We start from the raw sequence: 15,873 nt of genomic DNA on the forward strand, positions 1-15,873 counted from the left end.
ATCAGGCGATGTCATAGCGAAAGTCCGCGGGCCGGGCCCGTTCGTGCCCGAGCAGCATGATCAGCAGGGGCGCCTCGCCAGTGACGCCGAGGTCGAGCTCCTCGATGAAGGAGATGTTGTCGAAGCCGAGGGCCACGCCGGCGCCGACGTCCAGCGCCGACGCGGCGGTGTAGAAGTTCTGCGCGACGGCGCCGATCGTGGCGTTGACCAGGCGGTAGCCGCGATCCCCGACGGCATCGAGCACCGCGGTCGTACGCACGGTCGGCACGATCACCACACCCGCCTGCTCAAGGTTGTAGTTGGACAGGAAGTAGTTCCGCTGTAGGAATGGCCCGGGCCGACCCGCCTTGACCAGGTACAAGGCATGTCCGTCCGGGTCGTACTCGTACACGCCCGGGGGCACGCCGTCGACGTGGTTGACGAAGGCATAGAGCTTTGTCAGCCGGGCCGCTCCGGCGCCGCTCGCGGCGTCGGTGAAGGGTGTACGGGCGCTCGCCGCCAGCCCCGTGCCGAGCTGCTGCGCGGTCAGTGGCACCTTCGCGTCGAAGCGGCCGAAGCTGCTGCGCCGACGGCGCAGCGCGGTGCGAACTGGGATGTCGAGCGCGAGCGGGCGCGGCAGCTCGACCCGCGCGCGGCCCGACTGCGGCGGATGAGCCGCAGCAGCCACCAGTTGCCCGGGTGCGGGCGCCACGGTCGCGTCCTGCACCGTCCCTGCGTGGATCTTGGTCATCGTGTCGAAGGTCAGGACGGTCCGCGACCGCTCCTGGTCGCGGTGGCGGACCGACACCCGCCCCGTCGGCCTGCCGGGCCGTCCCGCCGAGCCCCAGGCGAGCGGAACGACGGCGAAGATGCCCTCCTCCTCGTTCGCCACGCCCAGCAGATCGGCGATCCGTGGCTCGTCGAACCAGAGCTCCGGATCCACCACGCGACCGCGGGCACCGGCCCACAGCCGCCAGGTCTGGACGATCGTGCCGATGTCCATCGTGACCGCGTGGAACGAGAAGCTGTTGTACTTGAAGGCGTTCTGCCAGTATTTGACGCTGAGCACAAGGAACTGGTCGTCGTCCTGGCCGGCGCGGGCACCGAGCGCCTCGCGGACGACCGGCGTCACGTCGCCGGTGAGCAGACGCTGCATCGCGTGGTGCTTCGTCGAGTAGTGGTAGACACCCGGCGGCATCGGGCCACTCGGCCCGCAGACCCAGTAGACGCTCACCGGGTAGAGGCCGCCGCCCGACGCGGTGCCACGGTTCCAGTTCGCCGTGGTGTAGGTCGGCAGCGCACGCAGGTCGGTGTTGGCCTGGACGCCGAGGCGACGGCCGACCAGCCCGTACGAATCGTGCAGCATCGCGCCGAGGAACGGCAGGTCGAAGGGTTGTGCCGCGTCCTGTCCCGCGCCGTCGAGCCCGTCCTGGACGGTGGCGTCCCCGGGTGGGCTCCCGTCGTACAGGGGGAAGGTCTCGACGCCGGGGAAGTACTTCCCCTTGCGCGGCTGGTCGGGCCAGTTCGGGACAAAATCCTTCGGCTCCATCAGGACACGACCGCGGTGCATGATGGCGGTCGCGTAGTCATATGCGTAACCCATGTCGGTCCTTGTCTGTCGCGTGGTGGCTCGCGCACTCACGGGAACGGATGCGGGACGAGGTGCAGGTCCGCGACCTCCAGGTCGTGATCCCGCAGGCCGGCGGCGGCCAGTGCGGCGCGCATACGCGGCATGTGCGGCGCCCGCTGCCGGGTCCAGCCGAAGTCGATCGGCAGGAGCCCCGGCGCCAGGACGCTCACCGTGTGCAGGCCCAGGTCCCGCTGCTCGGGCAGCGTCTGGTCGACCACCACCACGTCGAAACCCTGCGCGGTGACGTCGTCCACGCAGCGCCGCAGGTCCACGGCGAGGTCGTCGGAGAGCAACTCGGTGCGGCCGGCGGCCGGGTAGACCTCAGCCATGGCCCGGGACTCCCGAGCGGCCACGAAGAACCCCCCATGCTCGGCCATCTCGGGCAGGCCGTAGACGAGCGGGTGGTCGTGCAGCGCCTGGACGTTGGCGAAGTCGGCGACCATCGCCCGGTACCGCTCCTCGTCCCGCTCTGTCCGGCTGCGCAGGTTGACCGAATCGGTGGCGATCTCGCAGAGGGCCGCCGCCATCGCCGTCTCCGGGTCGAGGCTCGCGCCGGCCCCGAAGCAGATGGCGCCCAGGCCACCGCCGATGCGGGTCGCCACCCCGACGACGACCGGGATGCCGAAGGAGATCCGGGCGTCGAAGAACCGCGCCCGGTATCCGCACATCTCCAGTCGGTCGACCATCCAGCGGGTCTCGGCGCGGGCACTCGTCTGCGGGTCGATCTCCGGCAGCGTGACCCGGCCGTACCAGGAGAGCAGGAACGCGTCGCGCTCGACGACCTCCATCAGGCCGTGGTAGATCGCCTCCTCGGCGCTGCCACCCGACGCGCAGCCGTTCGAACTCTCCTGCACGAACCGGTTCTCCAGCCCCGGCGCGTGGTAGTAGGCCAGAATCTCCGGCACCAGCACCGGCCGGTCGTCCCGCAACGAGTGACCCCAGACCCACGGGATCGACCGATCCGGCGCGAACGGGGTCACCCGGGGGTTCGCCGCGTAGAACGCGTCGGAGTAGAGACCGCAGACCCGCGGGTCGACCGCCGCGTCGCCGAGTTCGTCGTACGACGCCGACACCACGGTCCGTTTGGCCTTGGCGCGCATGCCAGCGATCCGTTCTAGCCCTTCCAGGACGCCGATCCGGGCGCTGCGGGCGTAGCTGTCGGCGTGCCCACCCCAGTAGGTCTCCCGCAGGTAGCTGCCCGAACGCAGCAGGAATCCGCCGCTGACCGCCGACGTGGAGGGTGACAGCGGGTCGTAGGCGACCATGGGACCGACCGGCCCACACACCGGGTTCGCGAACGCCTCCACAGTGAACGGATAGTCGGCGACGGACCGCAGCCGAAACGAGTCGGGCGCTGACTTGCGGGTGGTCCCGATGGGCGGGCGCGCGGCCTCCGGTGTGTCCGGCACGCTGCGGCCGCAGGACGGGCACTCGGCGTCCGGCACCACCGGGAAGCGGCGCACCGCCAGCACGGCGAGGTCGACCACGTACACCGAGGCGTACCCGTCCCGGTCCGTCGTCGGGCCGGCCGCGCGGTCGGCATGCGCGTCGACGAGTGCCGCGATGGCATCGCCGCTGAAGTCTGACCGGAATGGTGACGGTCCGGCCTGCCGGGTCGGGCCGCCCAGCTCCAGCGCGTCGCGCAGCGAGCGCTGCCGAACCGCCTGCCACCGCCGGGCGAGGCACCGGGGGCATGCCGGGTGGGCGGCGTCCTCCCGGAAGGGCCCAACGAGGGCGTACTGCCCGTACAGGTGCACGGTCACGGACGACGCTTCCGGGCCGTCCGACACGGCCAGTTCATCCCGTACGCCGAGCGGCACGACCGAAACCGTCAGGTCCCCGCTGAGTCGCCTCCGCAGCAACTCCTCGAGCTCGGCGCAGTCCCGCGCCCAGTGCTCCGGGGAGCCGACGAGATCAGGCCGCATGGGGGGATCCGCCGGTCAACACGATCCGGACCGTGTGCAGGCCGCCGGCAAGTAGGTCAGGCGGTGTGGTGCGGATCAGCAACACGTCGCCGCCCGCGTTGCGGACCCCGTCGAGCAGGTCGTCCCACGTCACGTCCGGAATGTCGGCCGGGACGCCGGTCACCGCGAGCACGGCCGGGTCGAAGTCGGCGACGAGATCGTCTCCCGGGTCGACATCGGCACCACGCTCCCGGCCCAGCTGCGCCCGGCCGAGCAGGTCTCGCACGGCGGTCACCACGGCGGCGTTCCAGGTCAGCTCACTCCCGGCTGTCCAGAGGACGCCGCCGGTCCGTGGGTCGGTCGCGTAGGCGATTGCCACCGGCGAGGTGCCGAACCGTCCGCCGCGCAGGTTCAGCACGGTGACATCCAACCCGGCGTTCGCCGCGGACCGGCGCAGGAAGACGGTCTCCGGGTTCTCGACGTCGGACAGCCGCGCCGGCGCCACCTCGGCGTGGCCACGGACCGCGTCGATGATTCGGGTGTACGCGACGACCGACAGCAGGCCCCGCGCGGCGGCCTCGGCGGGGGATGTCCCCGCCCCGCCGCCCGCCGAGGTGGCGATGACCGGCCGGTCCGCGTTGTGCTCACCGAACGGCCGGACCGCGGCGGCCGGCACTCCGATCTCCTCCTTCGTGAGCAGCGACGTCGCCGTCACGACCGGCCCGGTCGCGGATGCCGTGCCACTGCACGTGACGATTTCGGCGACCGACACCGTCCGGGCCGGCGCGGCCTGTTCGGCGGGCAGGGGGACACCATGGTCCACGTAGCTGACCGCGGCCGTCCGCAGGGCTGCGAGCCGGGCGCCGGCCAGGGTGTGCAGGTCGAACGTCGCCACCTCTCGGGTACGCCCGGGGCCGGGCGAGAACCGCAGGGTGCTCACCTTCAGCGGAGTCTGGGTCCACGGCTCGTCGCTGAACTCGGCGAAGACGCCGACGTTCGGCTGGATCAGCACCTCGCGGCTGGTCAGTTCGGCCAGCAGCTCCGACGCCTCGACCTGTGCCTCGACGACCCGGGTCTGCGGAATGGCGAGGTCCGTCGTGACCGGCTCGTCGAGCACCGCGTCGCCGGAGCAGAACCCGCAGGCCGGGTGCGGCAGCAGCGGCTCGGCGACCACGTCGAGCGACTCGAGGTCCTGGATGATGACCCTGCCGGTCGTCTCCGCCGGCAGGGCGCCGGTCAGGGTCCGGAACACCTCGTACCCGAGGAGGTTCCCGATCATCGCGGCGAGCGGCCGGCCCACTGCGGCGTCCCGGCGGGCCGTGGCAAGGGACACGCCCTGCCACAGGTCGGCGGCGGCCGCCGGGTCGCCGTTGGCGGCGAGGCGCAGTGCGGCGCACAGCCAGCAGCCGGTGCTGCCGGCCGTCATGTGCGGGCCGATCACAGCGCGCCTGCCGAATGTCCACGCGGTGAGCAGGTGACGCCCGGCCGGCACCCGCTCGCTCAGCAGGTCCAGCGTCTGTCGGGCACCGGCGGACCCGCCGGTCACGACGACGACGTCGTACGCTGCGAGTTCCTCCCAGGTGTAGCGGGGGCCGGCGGCCGCGACGACCTCGATGTCGACCGGGCAGCCCTCGTCGGTGAGCACCCGCGCCTCGGCCCGCACCTCGGCGAACCGGTTGTCGGGGTGGTCCAGGCTCGGCATGATGCCGATGCCCGCCGACCCGTTGCGCACCAGACTCAGGACACACCAGCGTGCCACCAGGTCGTCACCCAAAACCGCCACCCGGGCATCGCGGAACGTCATGAACCGGGCATCCGCGCCGTCGGCGTAGTGATCCACGTACGCGATCTGTGGCGCGAACCGCCCGGCGACCGCCGCCTGTCCCTCGCCGGTGGCCAGGGTTGCCAGCGGCACGTCGCGGGCGAAGCCACGCTCGTACAGCGTCCCGACCAGGTTGGCGACCATGGCCCGCTGCTCCGCGCCGAGCGCCGCGCCGAGGTCCGCCACCTGGTGGTCGCCGGTGAGGTAGGGGACGATCAGGGTGGCCAGCCGGTACGCGCTCCGGCCGCTCAACTGGAAGCCGCCGAGGGAGTTGTGGAACAGGACGCCGTCCGGCGTCTGGGTGTAGAGGACGTCCCGGCGGATGCGCGGCCGGGTCTGGGCGATGTCGTCGAAGGTCGCTGCGGCCATGCGGAAGCACCTCTGTTCTTGTGGATGACGGCAGACGCCGTCGGGACGGGGTGGACCGGCGGTCACGCCGCTAGAGCGGTGCTCGGTTCGCCGTAGCCGTCGACGGCGAAGGCCCGGACCAGTTCGTGCATCGTGTAGGTGCCGGAGCCGCCCTCCAGGGCGCCTGCGTCAGCCAGCAGGTCGAGGATCTGACCGGTGGCGGTGACGGGCTGGTCGAGGACGCCGGCGAGGTCGGCGAGGGTCATGGATTCCGGGTACGAGCATCGGGCGATCCGTACGAGCGCGTCGCTGAGCCGGGGATCGAGTTCGTCGAGCCAGGCCCCGAAGGTCCCGGTGATCGACATCCGCGGGTCGTCGATGAGGGACATCCGGGCAAAGCGGTCGCCCCGCAGCCAGGTGACACAGTCGGCGATCCGGGTGCGCGGGCGTACCTGTAATCGAGCCGCCATGATCCGTAGGGCCAGCGGAAAGTTCCCGCAGAGCGCCGCCAGTTGGTGCACCGCGCCGGGTTCGGCTGCGGTCCGGTCCGGTCCGAGCAGGACCGAGAGGAGTTCGAAGGCCTCGTCGTCGGTGAACGGGTCGAGCCGGTGCACGCGGCCGCCGTGCGTCGCCACCAGCCCGGTGAGGCTCATCCGGCTGGTGATGAGCACGGAGTGTCCACCGTCGAGCGACAGGACCCCGCGGATCTGCTCGGCGTCGAGCACGTCGTCCAGGATGAGCAGGGCCGGGTCTGCCGCCCCGGCAAACTGGAGCCGCACCAGCTCGGCGGTCAGCTCCACGGGCGTCCGGGCCGTACCGTCGGGCCGGCGCATTCGGAGCGTGGCGTGGCCTGCCACGGACCTGGCCCGGAGTTGGTCCGCGACGTGTAGCGCCAGCGCCGTCTTGCCGATGCCTGGCGCGCCGGTCAGCACGACTGTCCGCGGGCCCGGCCGATCGTCACCGAGCCACCCGGTGAGCAGCGCGACATCCGCCGCCCGCCCGGTGAAGTCGCTCGTCGCCATCGGTGGAGGTGGCTCCTCCGTCCTCGCTGCGCCACCGGTCGTGATCGGGACATCGTTGGCCGCGCCGACTGGCGTCAACTCGTCACCGCGCAGAATCGCGGCCTCCAGCCGTTGCAGCGACGGTCCCGGGTCCAGGCCCAACTCGTCGAGGAGGTACTGCTTGACGTTGCGGTACTCGACCAACGCCTCGGTCTGCCGGCCGGTGCGGTACAGCGCCTCGATGAGCTGCTCCGCGAAGCGCTCGTGCCCCGGGTGCGAGCGGGCGGCTCGCCACAGGTCGGGCAGCACCTCCCGGCAGCGGCCGAGCATCAACTTGAGGTCGTGCACCCGTTCGGACGCCCGCAGCCACTCCTCCGTCAGCCGCGGCGCCTCGTCCCGGCACAGCGCGTCGGACGGCACATTGGCCAGCAGCGCGCCACGCCACAGCCCCAGGCCCTCCGTCAGGCTGTGCAGCTCGGACTCGGGATCCGTCTCGTTCTCGGCCCTGCCCACCAGTTGGCGGAATCGCAGCAGGTCGAGCGTCTCGGCGTCCGCGACAATGCGGTAGCCGCCCGGAACGGACTCGATCACGTTGCCGGCGATGCCGTGCTTGGTGAAGAGCCGTCGCAGGCGAAGGACGCAGGTCTGCAGCGCGGCCTTGGCCGACGCCGGCTGATGCTCGCCCCAGATCGCGCCGAGCAACGAGTTGATCGACACTACCGCGTTGGGGCGAAGCAGCAGGGCCGCCAGCAGAGTGGTCGGCTTGGATGGCGGGAGCACGGCGACGTCACGCCCGTTGGTCAGGTTCAGCGTGCCTAGGATTTGAAAACTCATGCGCCGGAATTGGGCTGCGCCTACAGTTTCTACATTCGCGAGACTCGTCATCGCGTCGTCCTGCTCAACAGAGACACACCGTTTCTCCCCCCACTCGACACCGATGACCATTGCGGGATGATTCGACCGCGCTCCCCTCTTGCGGGGATTAGCGCTTTCGCTCTGCGGTGCTCTCTACAAGTTTGTTGAGTCGGCAATAGGAGGGTCAAGGAACGGCCGGCGGTAAGAAGCTGCATGGCAGCTTTCCCACGAATGGCATGGCCGCCACGTCGCAGAATCGCCGCTGGTAGCGGGCCCGTCGTCCGCGGTCACCGCCTCAGGTGGGCGAGAGCGGCGAGCGTCATCGCCGAGATGCCGGTCGGCAGGGCCAGCGCCACGTGCGGGGCGAACGCGGGAGAGTGGTTGGCGGGCACCGGGATCGTCGCCGCCGTCGACCATTGGCGAGGGCTCGCTACGCCCAGCAGCCAGTAGACCGTCGGTATGCCCGAACGGCCGTGCACGCCGCTGCCCTCATCGCCGAAGAGCGGGAAATCCTCGGTCGCCATCGCACGTGGCCAGGGCGCGATCCGCGAAGCGCCGAAGGCGGCCTCGTGCGCCGCGCGTACGACGGCGGTGGCCCTGGCATCCGGCAGGTTCACCGGCGAGGAGGAGACCGTTCGAATCTCGGGTTCACGGTCCACTCCGGACGCCGAACACTCGGCCCTGACTATCCGGGTGACCGCGGCGACGACGCAGTCCAGGGTGGCGGTGGCGAACGCGCGAATCGTCAACCCGATGACGGCCTCACCGGGGATAACGTTGCCCGTCTCGCCAGCTCGCAGCGAGCCGATGGTGAGAACGACCTGCTCAGCCGGGTTCACCTCCCGGGACACGACCGTCTGCAGGCGGAGCACGACGGCCGCCGCGATGACCACGGGGTCGATGGTGAGGTGCGGCGTCGCCGCGTGACCGCCTCGACCGAGGATCGTGATTTCAAGGGAGACGCTGCCGGCCATCACCGGTCCGGTGCCGAACGCCAGCATCCCTGCGGGAAAGGGTGCGCTGTGCTGGGCGAGGACGACGTCGGGTCGACCGGTCAGCTCGTACAGGCCCGCCGCCAGCATGGCCCGGGCCCCCTCCAGGGTTTCCTCAGCGGGTTGCCCGATGATGGCGAGTGTTCCACTCCATTCCTCGCGATCGGCGGCCAGCACGTGGGCGGCCCCGGACAGACAGGCGAGGTGCAGGTCATGCCCGCAGGCGTGCGTCGCCGGCACCTCCCGGCCGTTGGGGCCGGCGGCCATTTCCCCACTCGCGTACGGCAGGCCGGTCTCCTCCTTGACCGGCAGCGCGTCGAGTTCGGCGCGGAGAAGGACGGTCGGACCGGCGCCGTTACGGAGGACGCCAACCACGCCGTGACCACCGATCTCTGTGGACACCCGGTAGCCGTCACGGCGTAGCCGCTCGGCGAACTTGCCCGCCGTACGCGCTTCCGCGCCCGACAGCTCGGGATGGGCATGTAGGTCGATGTAGAAGGCGGCCGCCTCCCGTAGGGCCGCGCTCGGGCCAGACAGGGGCTCAGGGGCTGATTTCATCCAGAAGTCCTTTTAGTACCGGCGATTCCCGGGAAGGTCGCCGAAAGAAGGTGACCACTTCCTGTCCCGTACGGAAAAATTTCCCCAGGCGAGTCCCGCCATCGGCGGATGAGCGGAATTGCAGTGGTCGATCGGTTCTTGCATCACCGCACGGCGACTGATAACTTGCGGGCATTTCAATATGTTGAGCTGTCGGGGTGGTGAGGTGACCCGGTGAAGGCTGAGGACCACCGACAGGTAAGCCGGCCAGAGGGCACAATCACTGTTGAAGCGGCCAATCTCTACCAATGGATTCTGCAACGGGGCCAGGTATCCAGTGGAGAACTGGGGGACGCGGCGGCCACCCTTGGGCAGTCGCCGGAGGAGCTGGCCGAGGCCCTGGCTTCGCTGCTGGCCCTGCGGCTGCTGCGGCGCGCGCCCGAAGAGCCCGACGTGCTGCTGGCGAACAGCCCGGACGCTGCCGTCGCGGAACTCGTCGCCCCCCTGGAGTTCGAGGTGCGCCAGCGCCAGCGCCGGATGGAGGCACTGGAGGCGACCCTGCTGGCCTTCAACCCGATCTACTTCAACACCCGCCATGTCCGCAACCGGCGTGAGGCCATCGACATCATCGACGAGGTGGACCGGGTACGCGCCACTCTCGCCGGGATCGCCCGACGGTGCTCGGTCGAGGTCTTCAGCGCGCATCCCGGAGTGCTATCGGACGGCGCCATCGAGGAATCCCTGCCAAAGGACCTTGAGATGTTGGCACGCGGGATTCGAATAAGAACAGTTCACCAACATCCGGTGCGTGTCCATCCGCGCATGCGCCCTTTCCTCAAAGAGCTCGTCGATGCGGGCTGCGATGTGCGCACCCGAGAAGAGATCACCGACCGGATCATCATCTTCGACCGTGAGATTGCGGTCATTCCGAACCTGCTCGCGAGCGGTGCCGTCGTGTTACGGGAGCCTTCCGTGGTGGATTACCTGTACCGCTCGCTGGAGCAGGTCTGGGCCTCGGCCCTGCCCTTCGATGACGAGACCACGCCAAACGGCGGCTACGGCGTGGCAGGCGACGACCTCAAACGGGCGCTGCTACACCTGCTGGCGGCCGGCCGGAAAGACGAGTTCATCGCTCGCAAGTTGAGCATCTCGGTGCGCACCTGCCGGCGGCACATAGCCGAGATCATGCATGACCTGGGTGCGGAGAGCCGGTTCCAGGCCGGGGTACTCGCGCGGCAGCGCGGGCTACTGGACGATCTCACCGAGGCGGGGTGAGGACGACCGCGCCAGTCAGTCCCAACCCGTGGAGTTCCCGCCACTGAGGATCCGCATCTCGCTCCCCCTTCCGATGGCGATCTTGCCGGTCATTTCACCTGCCCTACCCAAATTTTGCCGAGGGCTGGGCGGCGGCGAACAGCCGCAGGAAGCTGCGTGGCATGTTGTTCCGTGTCCGGCTGCCGCGCGAGCCCGACATGGGTGAGGACGTCGACTTTGATCACGATGACGAGATGCGGCATCGGCTGCCCCGGCTCGCCGAGTTGTTCCTCGGCCCCAGCGAGGATTGATCTCGGCAGCTGAGCCGACGCCTGGAGACGGCGTGGCCACGCCAGGACAGAAGCCTTTCGTGGTGAGCCGTTACTTCCGTCGCCGGTCATCGAGCAGGAGGTTGCCGACCTGCGACAGAGGACCCGCGGGCATGCGGAGGCGTTTCAGGCGTGCATGCGCCGACTTTCCCGCCGCCGTGGACGAGGTGGTCGCCGCCTACCGCACCGAAGATTGCCCGCCTCGCCGTACGAAGACACGATCGACCTGGCGGTGTTCTCCACGAATACGAGCATGTCGCGTGACCCGCAAGGACGACGTTTTCGGCAGGTGCAGCTCCCCTGCGCCAACTCGGCCCCTTGGCGAGCAACTCGTCGTGGCGTTCCTGACCTGGTTCAACGCCTCCGCCGAGCCCCTCGACATCGTGCTGCCCGAGAACGACCGGGCCCAGCGCGGGGTCGTCGTGCTGTCGACCGACGCCGCGCACGGGGCCGGCCCGGTTGGAGTCCGGGCCGGCCCCGTGTGGTGCGGTGCGTGTGCGTTACGGCGCGGAGATGCCGTCGAGGATGCCCACCGCGTCGGTGCCCGGGGTGACGACGAGCTTGCGGGTGAGGGTGTACGAGCCACCCGCCGGCACGTCGACGTTGAACCGACTCATCACCCAGTTGCCCGCGGCGTAGACGTCGAAGGCGCTCGCCGGTGTGCCGTAGACGAGACCGAAGACCTGCGGGTCGGTCCCGGTCATGCCGATGTACGGCTTGCTCGGGGCGTACGCCGCCGTCGCACCCGGCGTCACGATGCCGGCGCCCGGGATGACACTGGCCTGGCCGGCCGCGTCGTGGTCCATCGCGTCACCGGTCCACACGCTGAGTGGAGCCGAGCCGGAGTTGCTCAGCTCCGTCGAGACCGTGGCGAAGTTGTCGCCCGGCTTCAGCGTGTACGTCGTCGTCGCCGTCAGACCCGTGATGCCCTTGACCGGCCCGGACACCCGGACGACGGCCTTGTCACCGGTCGCCTGCACGATCTGGACGTCCGTCGCCGCCACCGACCGGTTGTCCCACGCGCTATCGCCGGTCGGCTGGGTCGCCGAGACGTAGGGCAGGTTGACCCAGTCGAACTGGTCGGCCATGCCGCGGACCGCGATGTCAACCGGCTTGCCGCGGGTGCCACCGGAGAGCTGCGAGTCGTTGTAGGCGTCGGCGATCGCCATCGAGAGCTTGTCGTTCTCGAGCATGACGTCGCCGTAGCCCGCCTCGACCAGACCCGAGCCGATCTGCTTGCCGTAGCTCGCCTCGACCGTGACCGGGCTCAGCGCGACGTCGGCGACGCCGCTGCCCGCCGCCGGCACGGTGACCGTGCCGGCGGCCGCCTGGTAGCCCAGCTTGGACACCCGGACGTCGTACTGACCGGTCGGGGCCTTGACGAGGTACCTGCCCTGGGCGTCGGTGCTCGTGGTCGCGACCACCGTGCCGGCCTGCTCGAGGGCGACCCGGGCACCGGAGACGGCGGCGCCGCCCGCGGTGATCGTGCCGGACGCACGAGCGGCATCCGGGACAGCTGCGTCGTGCAGGTCGATCTCGTCGACCCATTTCGCGATGTTGCGGGTGGGGTCGCCGCCGGCGGTCGCGTAGTCGGCCAGGTGGTAGAAGCTGAACTGCCTGGTCGCACCGGACGCCATTGTGGCGTCGTAGTAGAGGCCCTCGACGTAGCCGTACGCACCGACCGCGGTCGGCATGTCCTGCGCCCACGCGAGACCGTGGGCGGCCTGGCCGTTCGTGGTGGCCGCGTCAGCACCGACGTAGACGTAGTTCCCGGTCCAGCCCGAGGTCTTCAGACCCGGGTTGGTGCCGCTGAACCCGGGGATCCGGCCGTTGTCGACCGAGCTGTCGGGGTCGATCATGTAGTTGAAGTAGCCTTGGTAGTCCGTCGTGCCGGTGTTGGTCAGCTTGACCGTCATCTTCACGATCGGAGCGTCGGGCAGGGTCTCGTAGCGGACCTGCGCCTTGATGGCCGGGTTCGCCCGGTACTGACCGTTGCCGACCACGGCAGCGCCGTCGACCGCGAGGTTGGGCAGATCGAGCTGGTCGTTCGGCCGGTCCCACGAGTCGGGCGGCGTGAGGCTCGGACGCAGCAGCATCTCGCCCCAGTCGAGGGTCTCGGCGCCGTTGGCGTCGTTGAGCATGAGGTCCGACAGCGCGCCCTGGCCCAGACCGCCGACGCCGTTGTTGCCGGCGGCGTACGGCGTCACGGACGCCCGGATCTTGTCGTTGGCCAGGTAGTAGTACTCCGTGCCCGTGACGACGTCCGTGCGCGTGCTGCCGTTGCCGTAGTCCGGCGCGTACGTCGACGTGCCGGCGGTCGGGTGGAGCACCTTGATCAGCTTGAGGTCAGCGGTCGCGTTGCCGGTGGTGCGGACCGTGACGCTGGCCGCTGAGCGGTCGTCGGCGATCAGGCCGCGCTTGGCCGCCGTGACGGTCCAGGTCGACGCCGGCAGACCGATCCGGTATCGGCCTCTGGCGTCAGTGCTGGTCACCGCGGTGTCCTGACCGGTGGCAACGGCGGTGACCTTCGCGCCGGCGATCGGAGCGCCCGTCTCCGGGTCGCTGACCGTGCCGGTCACGGTCGCCCAGCGCTGCGCGGACTCGCCGCCCGGCACGTAGGCGTAGAGGTTGCCGTCCCAGGCGCCTGTCACGACGGTGTTGCCGCTGGCGGCTGGACCGGCGCCCACCCAGGTGCCGATTTCGTGGCTCCACAGGATCTGGCCGGTGTCGGTGGCCAGGGCGTAGAACTTGCCGTTGTTGGCGCCGACGAAGAGCGTGTCGCCAGCCACGACCGGGCTGGACATGACGCCACCGTGGTAGACGTCGCCGGGCAGCGCCCGCTCCCAGAGAACGTTGCCGGTCTGGGCGTCGAGGGCGACGACGGCGCCGCTCGGGAAGCCCATGTAGACGACGCCGTCGGTGACGGCCGCGGCGCTCGGGGTCGAGCCGCTCGAGACGAGCGAGGAACGCGAGCTCCGGTAGGTCCACAGCGTCGCGCCGGTCTTGGCGTCACGGGCGGCGATGCCGTTGTTGGCGCCGATGAAGACCTTTCCCTCGGCCGCGGTCGGTACGCCGTCCTGCCAGCTGCCGAGCGACTCGGATCCGGTCCACTTGCGGGCGCCGGTGGCCAGGTCGTAGGCGAGCACGCGGTCGGCGGTCTCGTTGCCGACGTACACGGTGCCGTCCATGACGGCGGGCGTGCCGTCGCTCATGGTCGCGCCGGACATCGGGGAGGCCCAGATCTGCCGCCCGGTGCGGGTGTCGAGCGCCTTGAGGACGCCTTGGCTGCCGATGCCGAAGCGGGTCTGGTAGGGCCAGAGCACGGTGTGGCCGGAGACGGCCGGCGAGTAGTAGCCGTAGGTGCGCTGGTTGTTCGGGGCCGGTGCCTGCTCGGGCAGGGCCTTCCAGCGCTGCTTGCCGGTCTTCGCGTCGACGGCGTAGAGCTCCGAGCCGAGGGTCGGCGCGAAGATCAGGCCGTCGCCGTAGGCGAGGCTGCCGTGGATCGACTGCGGCACCTCGAGGTTCCACAGCTCCTTGCCGTCCTTGAGCTGGACGGCGTGGATCCGGCTGTTACCGTCTCCGTTCTCGTCGCGGGTGCCTGCGTAGACGACGCCGTCGTGGATGACCGGCGACCCGGTGAGGAAGGTGCCGTCGGTGCGGAAGCTCCAGGCCAGGCGGCGGCCTGCCTCCTGCGCCGGCGCGACACCGGAGTGGGCCTCGTTCCCGTGGTGCTGGTTCCAGTCACCGCCGGCGACCGGCTTGAGCGCCGGCTCGTGGGTGAGGGTGAAGTCCGCCGATTTGGTCCAGGTTTTGCCCGCCGCGTCGACCACCATCACGTCGATGTGGTGCTTACCGACCTTCTGCAGGCTGTTGGGCAGGTTGCTCTGCCAGGTGAACTCGCCGCTGTGGTGCAGCGGCATCCAGTTCTTGCCGCCGTCGATCCGGTAGCGCGCCGAGACCACCTCGTCGCCGGTGTCGTAGGCGTTGATCTGGATGCCCGGGAACTTCGCGGCCGGCACCTTCGAGTCGGGCGCGGGGCTGACGATGGTGAGGTGCTCATTCTCGCCGTACATCCGGAACGGGTTGTCGAAGCCCGGACCCGCCATATGGATGTAGCGGAAGCCGCGGGGCGCGTTGTCGATCGTGTAGGAGCTCGACACGGTCTGGATGTGCTTGGCGGTCGAGGCGAACGCCGAGTTGTTCTCGACGTGGTTGGAGTGCTCGTGGCCGACCAGGATCAGCTGCGCCTTGTACTGCTCGAGTACGTCACCAAAGGCGTCGTACGTCGATGGCGAGCCGAACGGGACGTTCATCGGCTGGTGGGTGAGGACGACGACCTCAATGTCGTTGCCCGGGTCGCGGTCGAGCGGAACGTTCGCGGCGAGGTCGTCCTTGAGCCAGTTCAGCTCCTCGTCGAACGGCGCCGAGCCGTTGTTCTCGAGCACCACGAAGTGCCGGTTGCCGTAGTTGAACGAGTACCACTCCGGACCGACGTTCTTGCGATAGTTGTCGATCTTGGCCGCGTACTCCGACCCGCCCGCGTACTCGTGGTTGCCGACGGCCGGCCACACGCCGACGGCCGACTGCTGGGTGCCGCGACGGTACGTGTCGAACTGCCCCTGGCTGGCGTCGTTGGTGAGGTCACCGCTGACCGCGATGAAGCGCAGGTCCGTGCCCGTAGAGTTGATCTCGCGGATCTGGTCGGGCAGCTGTGCGTTGACGTGCGGGTCGGCGATGTTCGCCCAGGAGAAGTTGTCCCCGTCGGAGAACCGGTCGCGCTCGAGGGCGAAGTCCGCCGCGGGCGTCGCGCCATCGACGAGCTGGCCGAGGTTGGCCCAGAACCTGGGCTCCTTGAATTCGTCGAGGCCGAACTGGTAGCCGCGGGGCTGAGTGGCCCACACGATGTCGGTCGTGCGGCGGTCGGTCGAGATGGTCAGAGAGTAGGTGCCGTCGGCTGCGGTCGTGGTGGCGACCACGCCGTCGGAGACGCGGACGCCGGCCAGACCGGCCTCGCCGTCGTTCCGAACGCCGTCGCCGTTGGCGTCGACGTACACGACGCCACTGACGGTGGCTTCCGGCGGGTCGATCGCGTACGCCACGTATGACGTGAGCGGGCCCGCCACGACGCTGGCGGCGAGCCCCAGCGTAGTGGTGTACAGGACGACGCGCAGGCGCGCGCGTGTCCAGGTGAACGCGAACATCGGGATCCTTCGGATGGGGGG

The 15,873-nt window shown here is 69.9% G+C and carries 8 protein-coding genes; 2 read left to right on the forward strand and 6 right to left on the reverse strand.

The features are described from left to right. Nucleotide 1: 1 nt before the first annotated feature. The 5 genes from ACQEUX_RS12065 to ACQEUX_RS12085 all read right to left on the reverse strand — a co-directional run bounded on the left by ACQEUX_RS12065 (nt 2) and on the right by ACQEUX_RS12085 (nt 9,089). On the reverse strand, nt 2-1,582 hold the full coding sequence (locus tag ACQEUX_RS12065; RefSeq protein ID WP_433045713.1) for a nitroreductase family protein: 1,581 nt from the start codon (nt 1,580-1,582) through the stop codon (nt 2-4). Nucleotides 1,583-1,617: 35 nt separating this feature from the next. Further along, a complete protein-coding gene (locus ACQEUX_RS12070; protein ID WP_433045716.1) occupies nt 1,618-3,534 on the reverse strand; it encodes a TOMM precursor leader peptide-binding protein in 1,917 nt (638 codons plus the stop codon). Further along, nucleotides 3,524-5,704 (reverse strand): TOMM precursor leader peptide-binding protein, encoded by a 2,181-nt coding sequence (locus ACQEUX_RS12075; protein ID WP_433045719.1) that lies wholly within the window; start codon nt 5,702-5,704, stop codon nt 3,524-3,526. The genes ACQEUX_RS12070 and ACQEUX_RS12075 overlap by 11 nt, the downstream gene beginning before the upstream one ends. A 62-nt stretch (nt 5,705-5,766) precedes the next feature. Next, complete coding sequence (locus ACQEUX_RS12080; RefSeq protein WP_433045721.1) at nt 5,767-7,518, reverse strand: BTAD domain-containing putative transcriptional regulator; 1,752 nt, start codon at nt 7,516-7,518, stop codon at nt 5,767-5,769. A 308-nt stretch (nt 7,519-7,826) separates the two neighbouring features. Then, nucleotides 7,827-9,089, reverse strand: a complete 1,263-nt coding sequence (locus tag ACQEUX_RS12085) for an amidohydrolase (RefSeq protein ID WP_433045724.1) — start codon at nt 9,087-9,089, stop codon at nt 7,827-7,829. Between the two features lie 213 nt (nt 9,090-9,302). Between ACQEUX_RS12085 and ACQEUX_RS12090 the strand changes: the two genes are divergently transcribed. Together ACQEUX_RS12090 and ACQEUX_RS12095 are read left to right on the forward strand one after the other, a co-directional pair. Continuing rightward, on the forward strand, nt 9,303-10,343 hold the full coding sequence (locus ACQEUX_RS12090; protein WP_433045727.1) for a LuxR C-terminal-related transcriptional regulator: 1,041 nt from the start codon (nt 9,303-9,305) through the stop codon (nt 10,341-10,343). Nucleotides 10,344-10,504: 161 nt separating this feature from the next. Next, a complete protein-coding gene (locus ACQEUX_RS12095; RefSeq protein ID WP_433045730.1) occupies nt 10,505-10,633 on the forward strand; it encodes a hypothetical protein in 129 nt (42 codons plus the stop codon). Nucleotides 10,634-11,151: 518 nt separating this feature from the next. Here the strand turns inward: ACQEUX_RS12095 and ACQEUX_RS12100 are convergent. Continuing rightward, complete coding sequence (locus ACQEUX_RS12100; RefSeq protein ID WP_433045733.1) at nt 11,152-15,852, reverse strand: PQQ-binding-like beta-propeller repeat protein; 4,701 nt, start codon at nt 15,850-15,852, stop codon at nt 11,152-11,154. Nucleotides 15,853-15,873: the final 21 nt, after the last annotated feature.

Source organism: Micromonospora sp. CA-259024, from assembly GCF_050936255.1.
Taxonomy (GTDB): domain Bacteria; phylum Actinomycetota; class Actinomycetes; order Mycobacteriales; family Micromonosporaceae; genus Micromonospora.

Excerpts from the sequence above, each read along its gene's own strand:
- ACQEUX_RS12070 (WP_433045716.1), bottom strand. The coding sequence starts at position 3,534 with ATGCGGCCTGATCTCGTCGGCTCCCCGGAGCACTGGGCGCGGGACTGC.
- ACQEUX_RS12075 (WP_433045719.1), bottom strand. The coding sequence starts at position 5,704 with ATGGCCGCAGCGACCTTCGACGACATCGCCCAGACCCGGCCGCGCATC.
- ACQEUX_RS12065 (WP_433045713.1), bottom strand. The coding sequence starts at position 1,582 with ATGGGTTACGCATATGACTACGCGACCGCCATCATGCACCGCGGTCGT.
- ACQEUX_RS12080 (WP_433045721.1), bottom strand. The coding sequence starts at position 7,518 with ATGAGTTTTCAAATCCTAGGCACGCTGAACCTGACCAACGGGCGTGAC.
- ACQEUX_RS12085 (WP_433045724.1), bottom strand. The coding sequence starts at position 9,089 with ATGAAATCAGCCCCTGAGCCCCTGTCTGGCCCGAGCGCGGCCCTACGG.
- ACQEUX_RS12095 (WP_433045730.1), top strand. The coding sequence starts at position 10,505 with ATGTTGTTCCGTGTCCGGCTGCCGCGCGAGCCCGACATGGGTGAGGAC.
- ACQEUX_RS12100 (WP_433045733.1), bottom strand. The coding sequence starts at position 15,852 with ATGTTCGCGTTCACCTGGACACGCGCGCGCCTGCGCGTCGTCCTGTAC.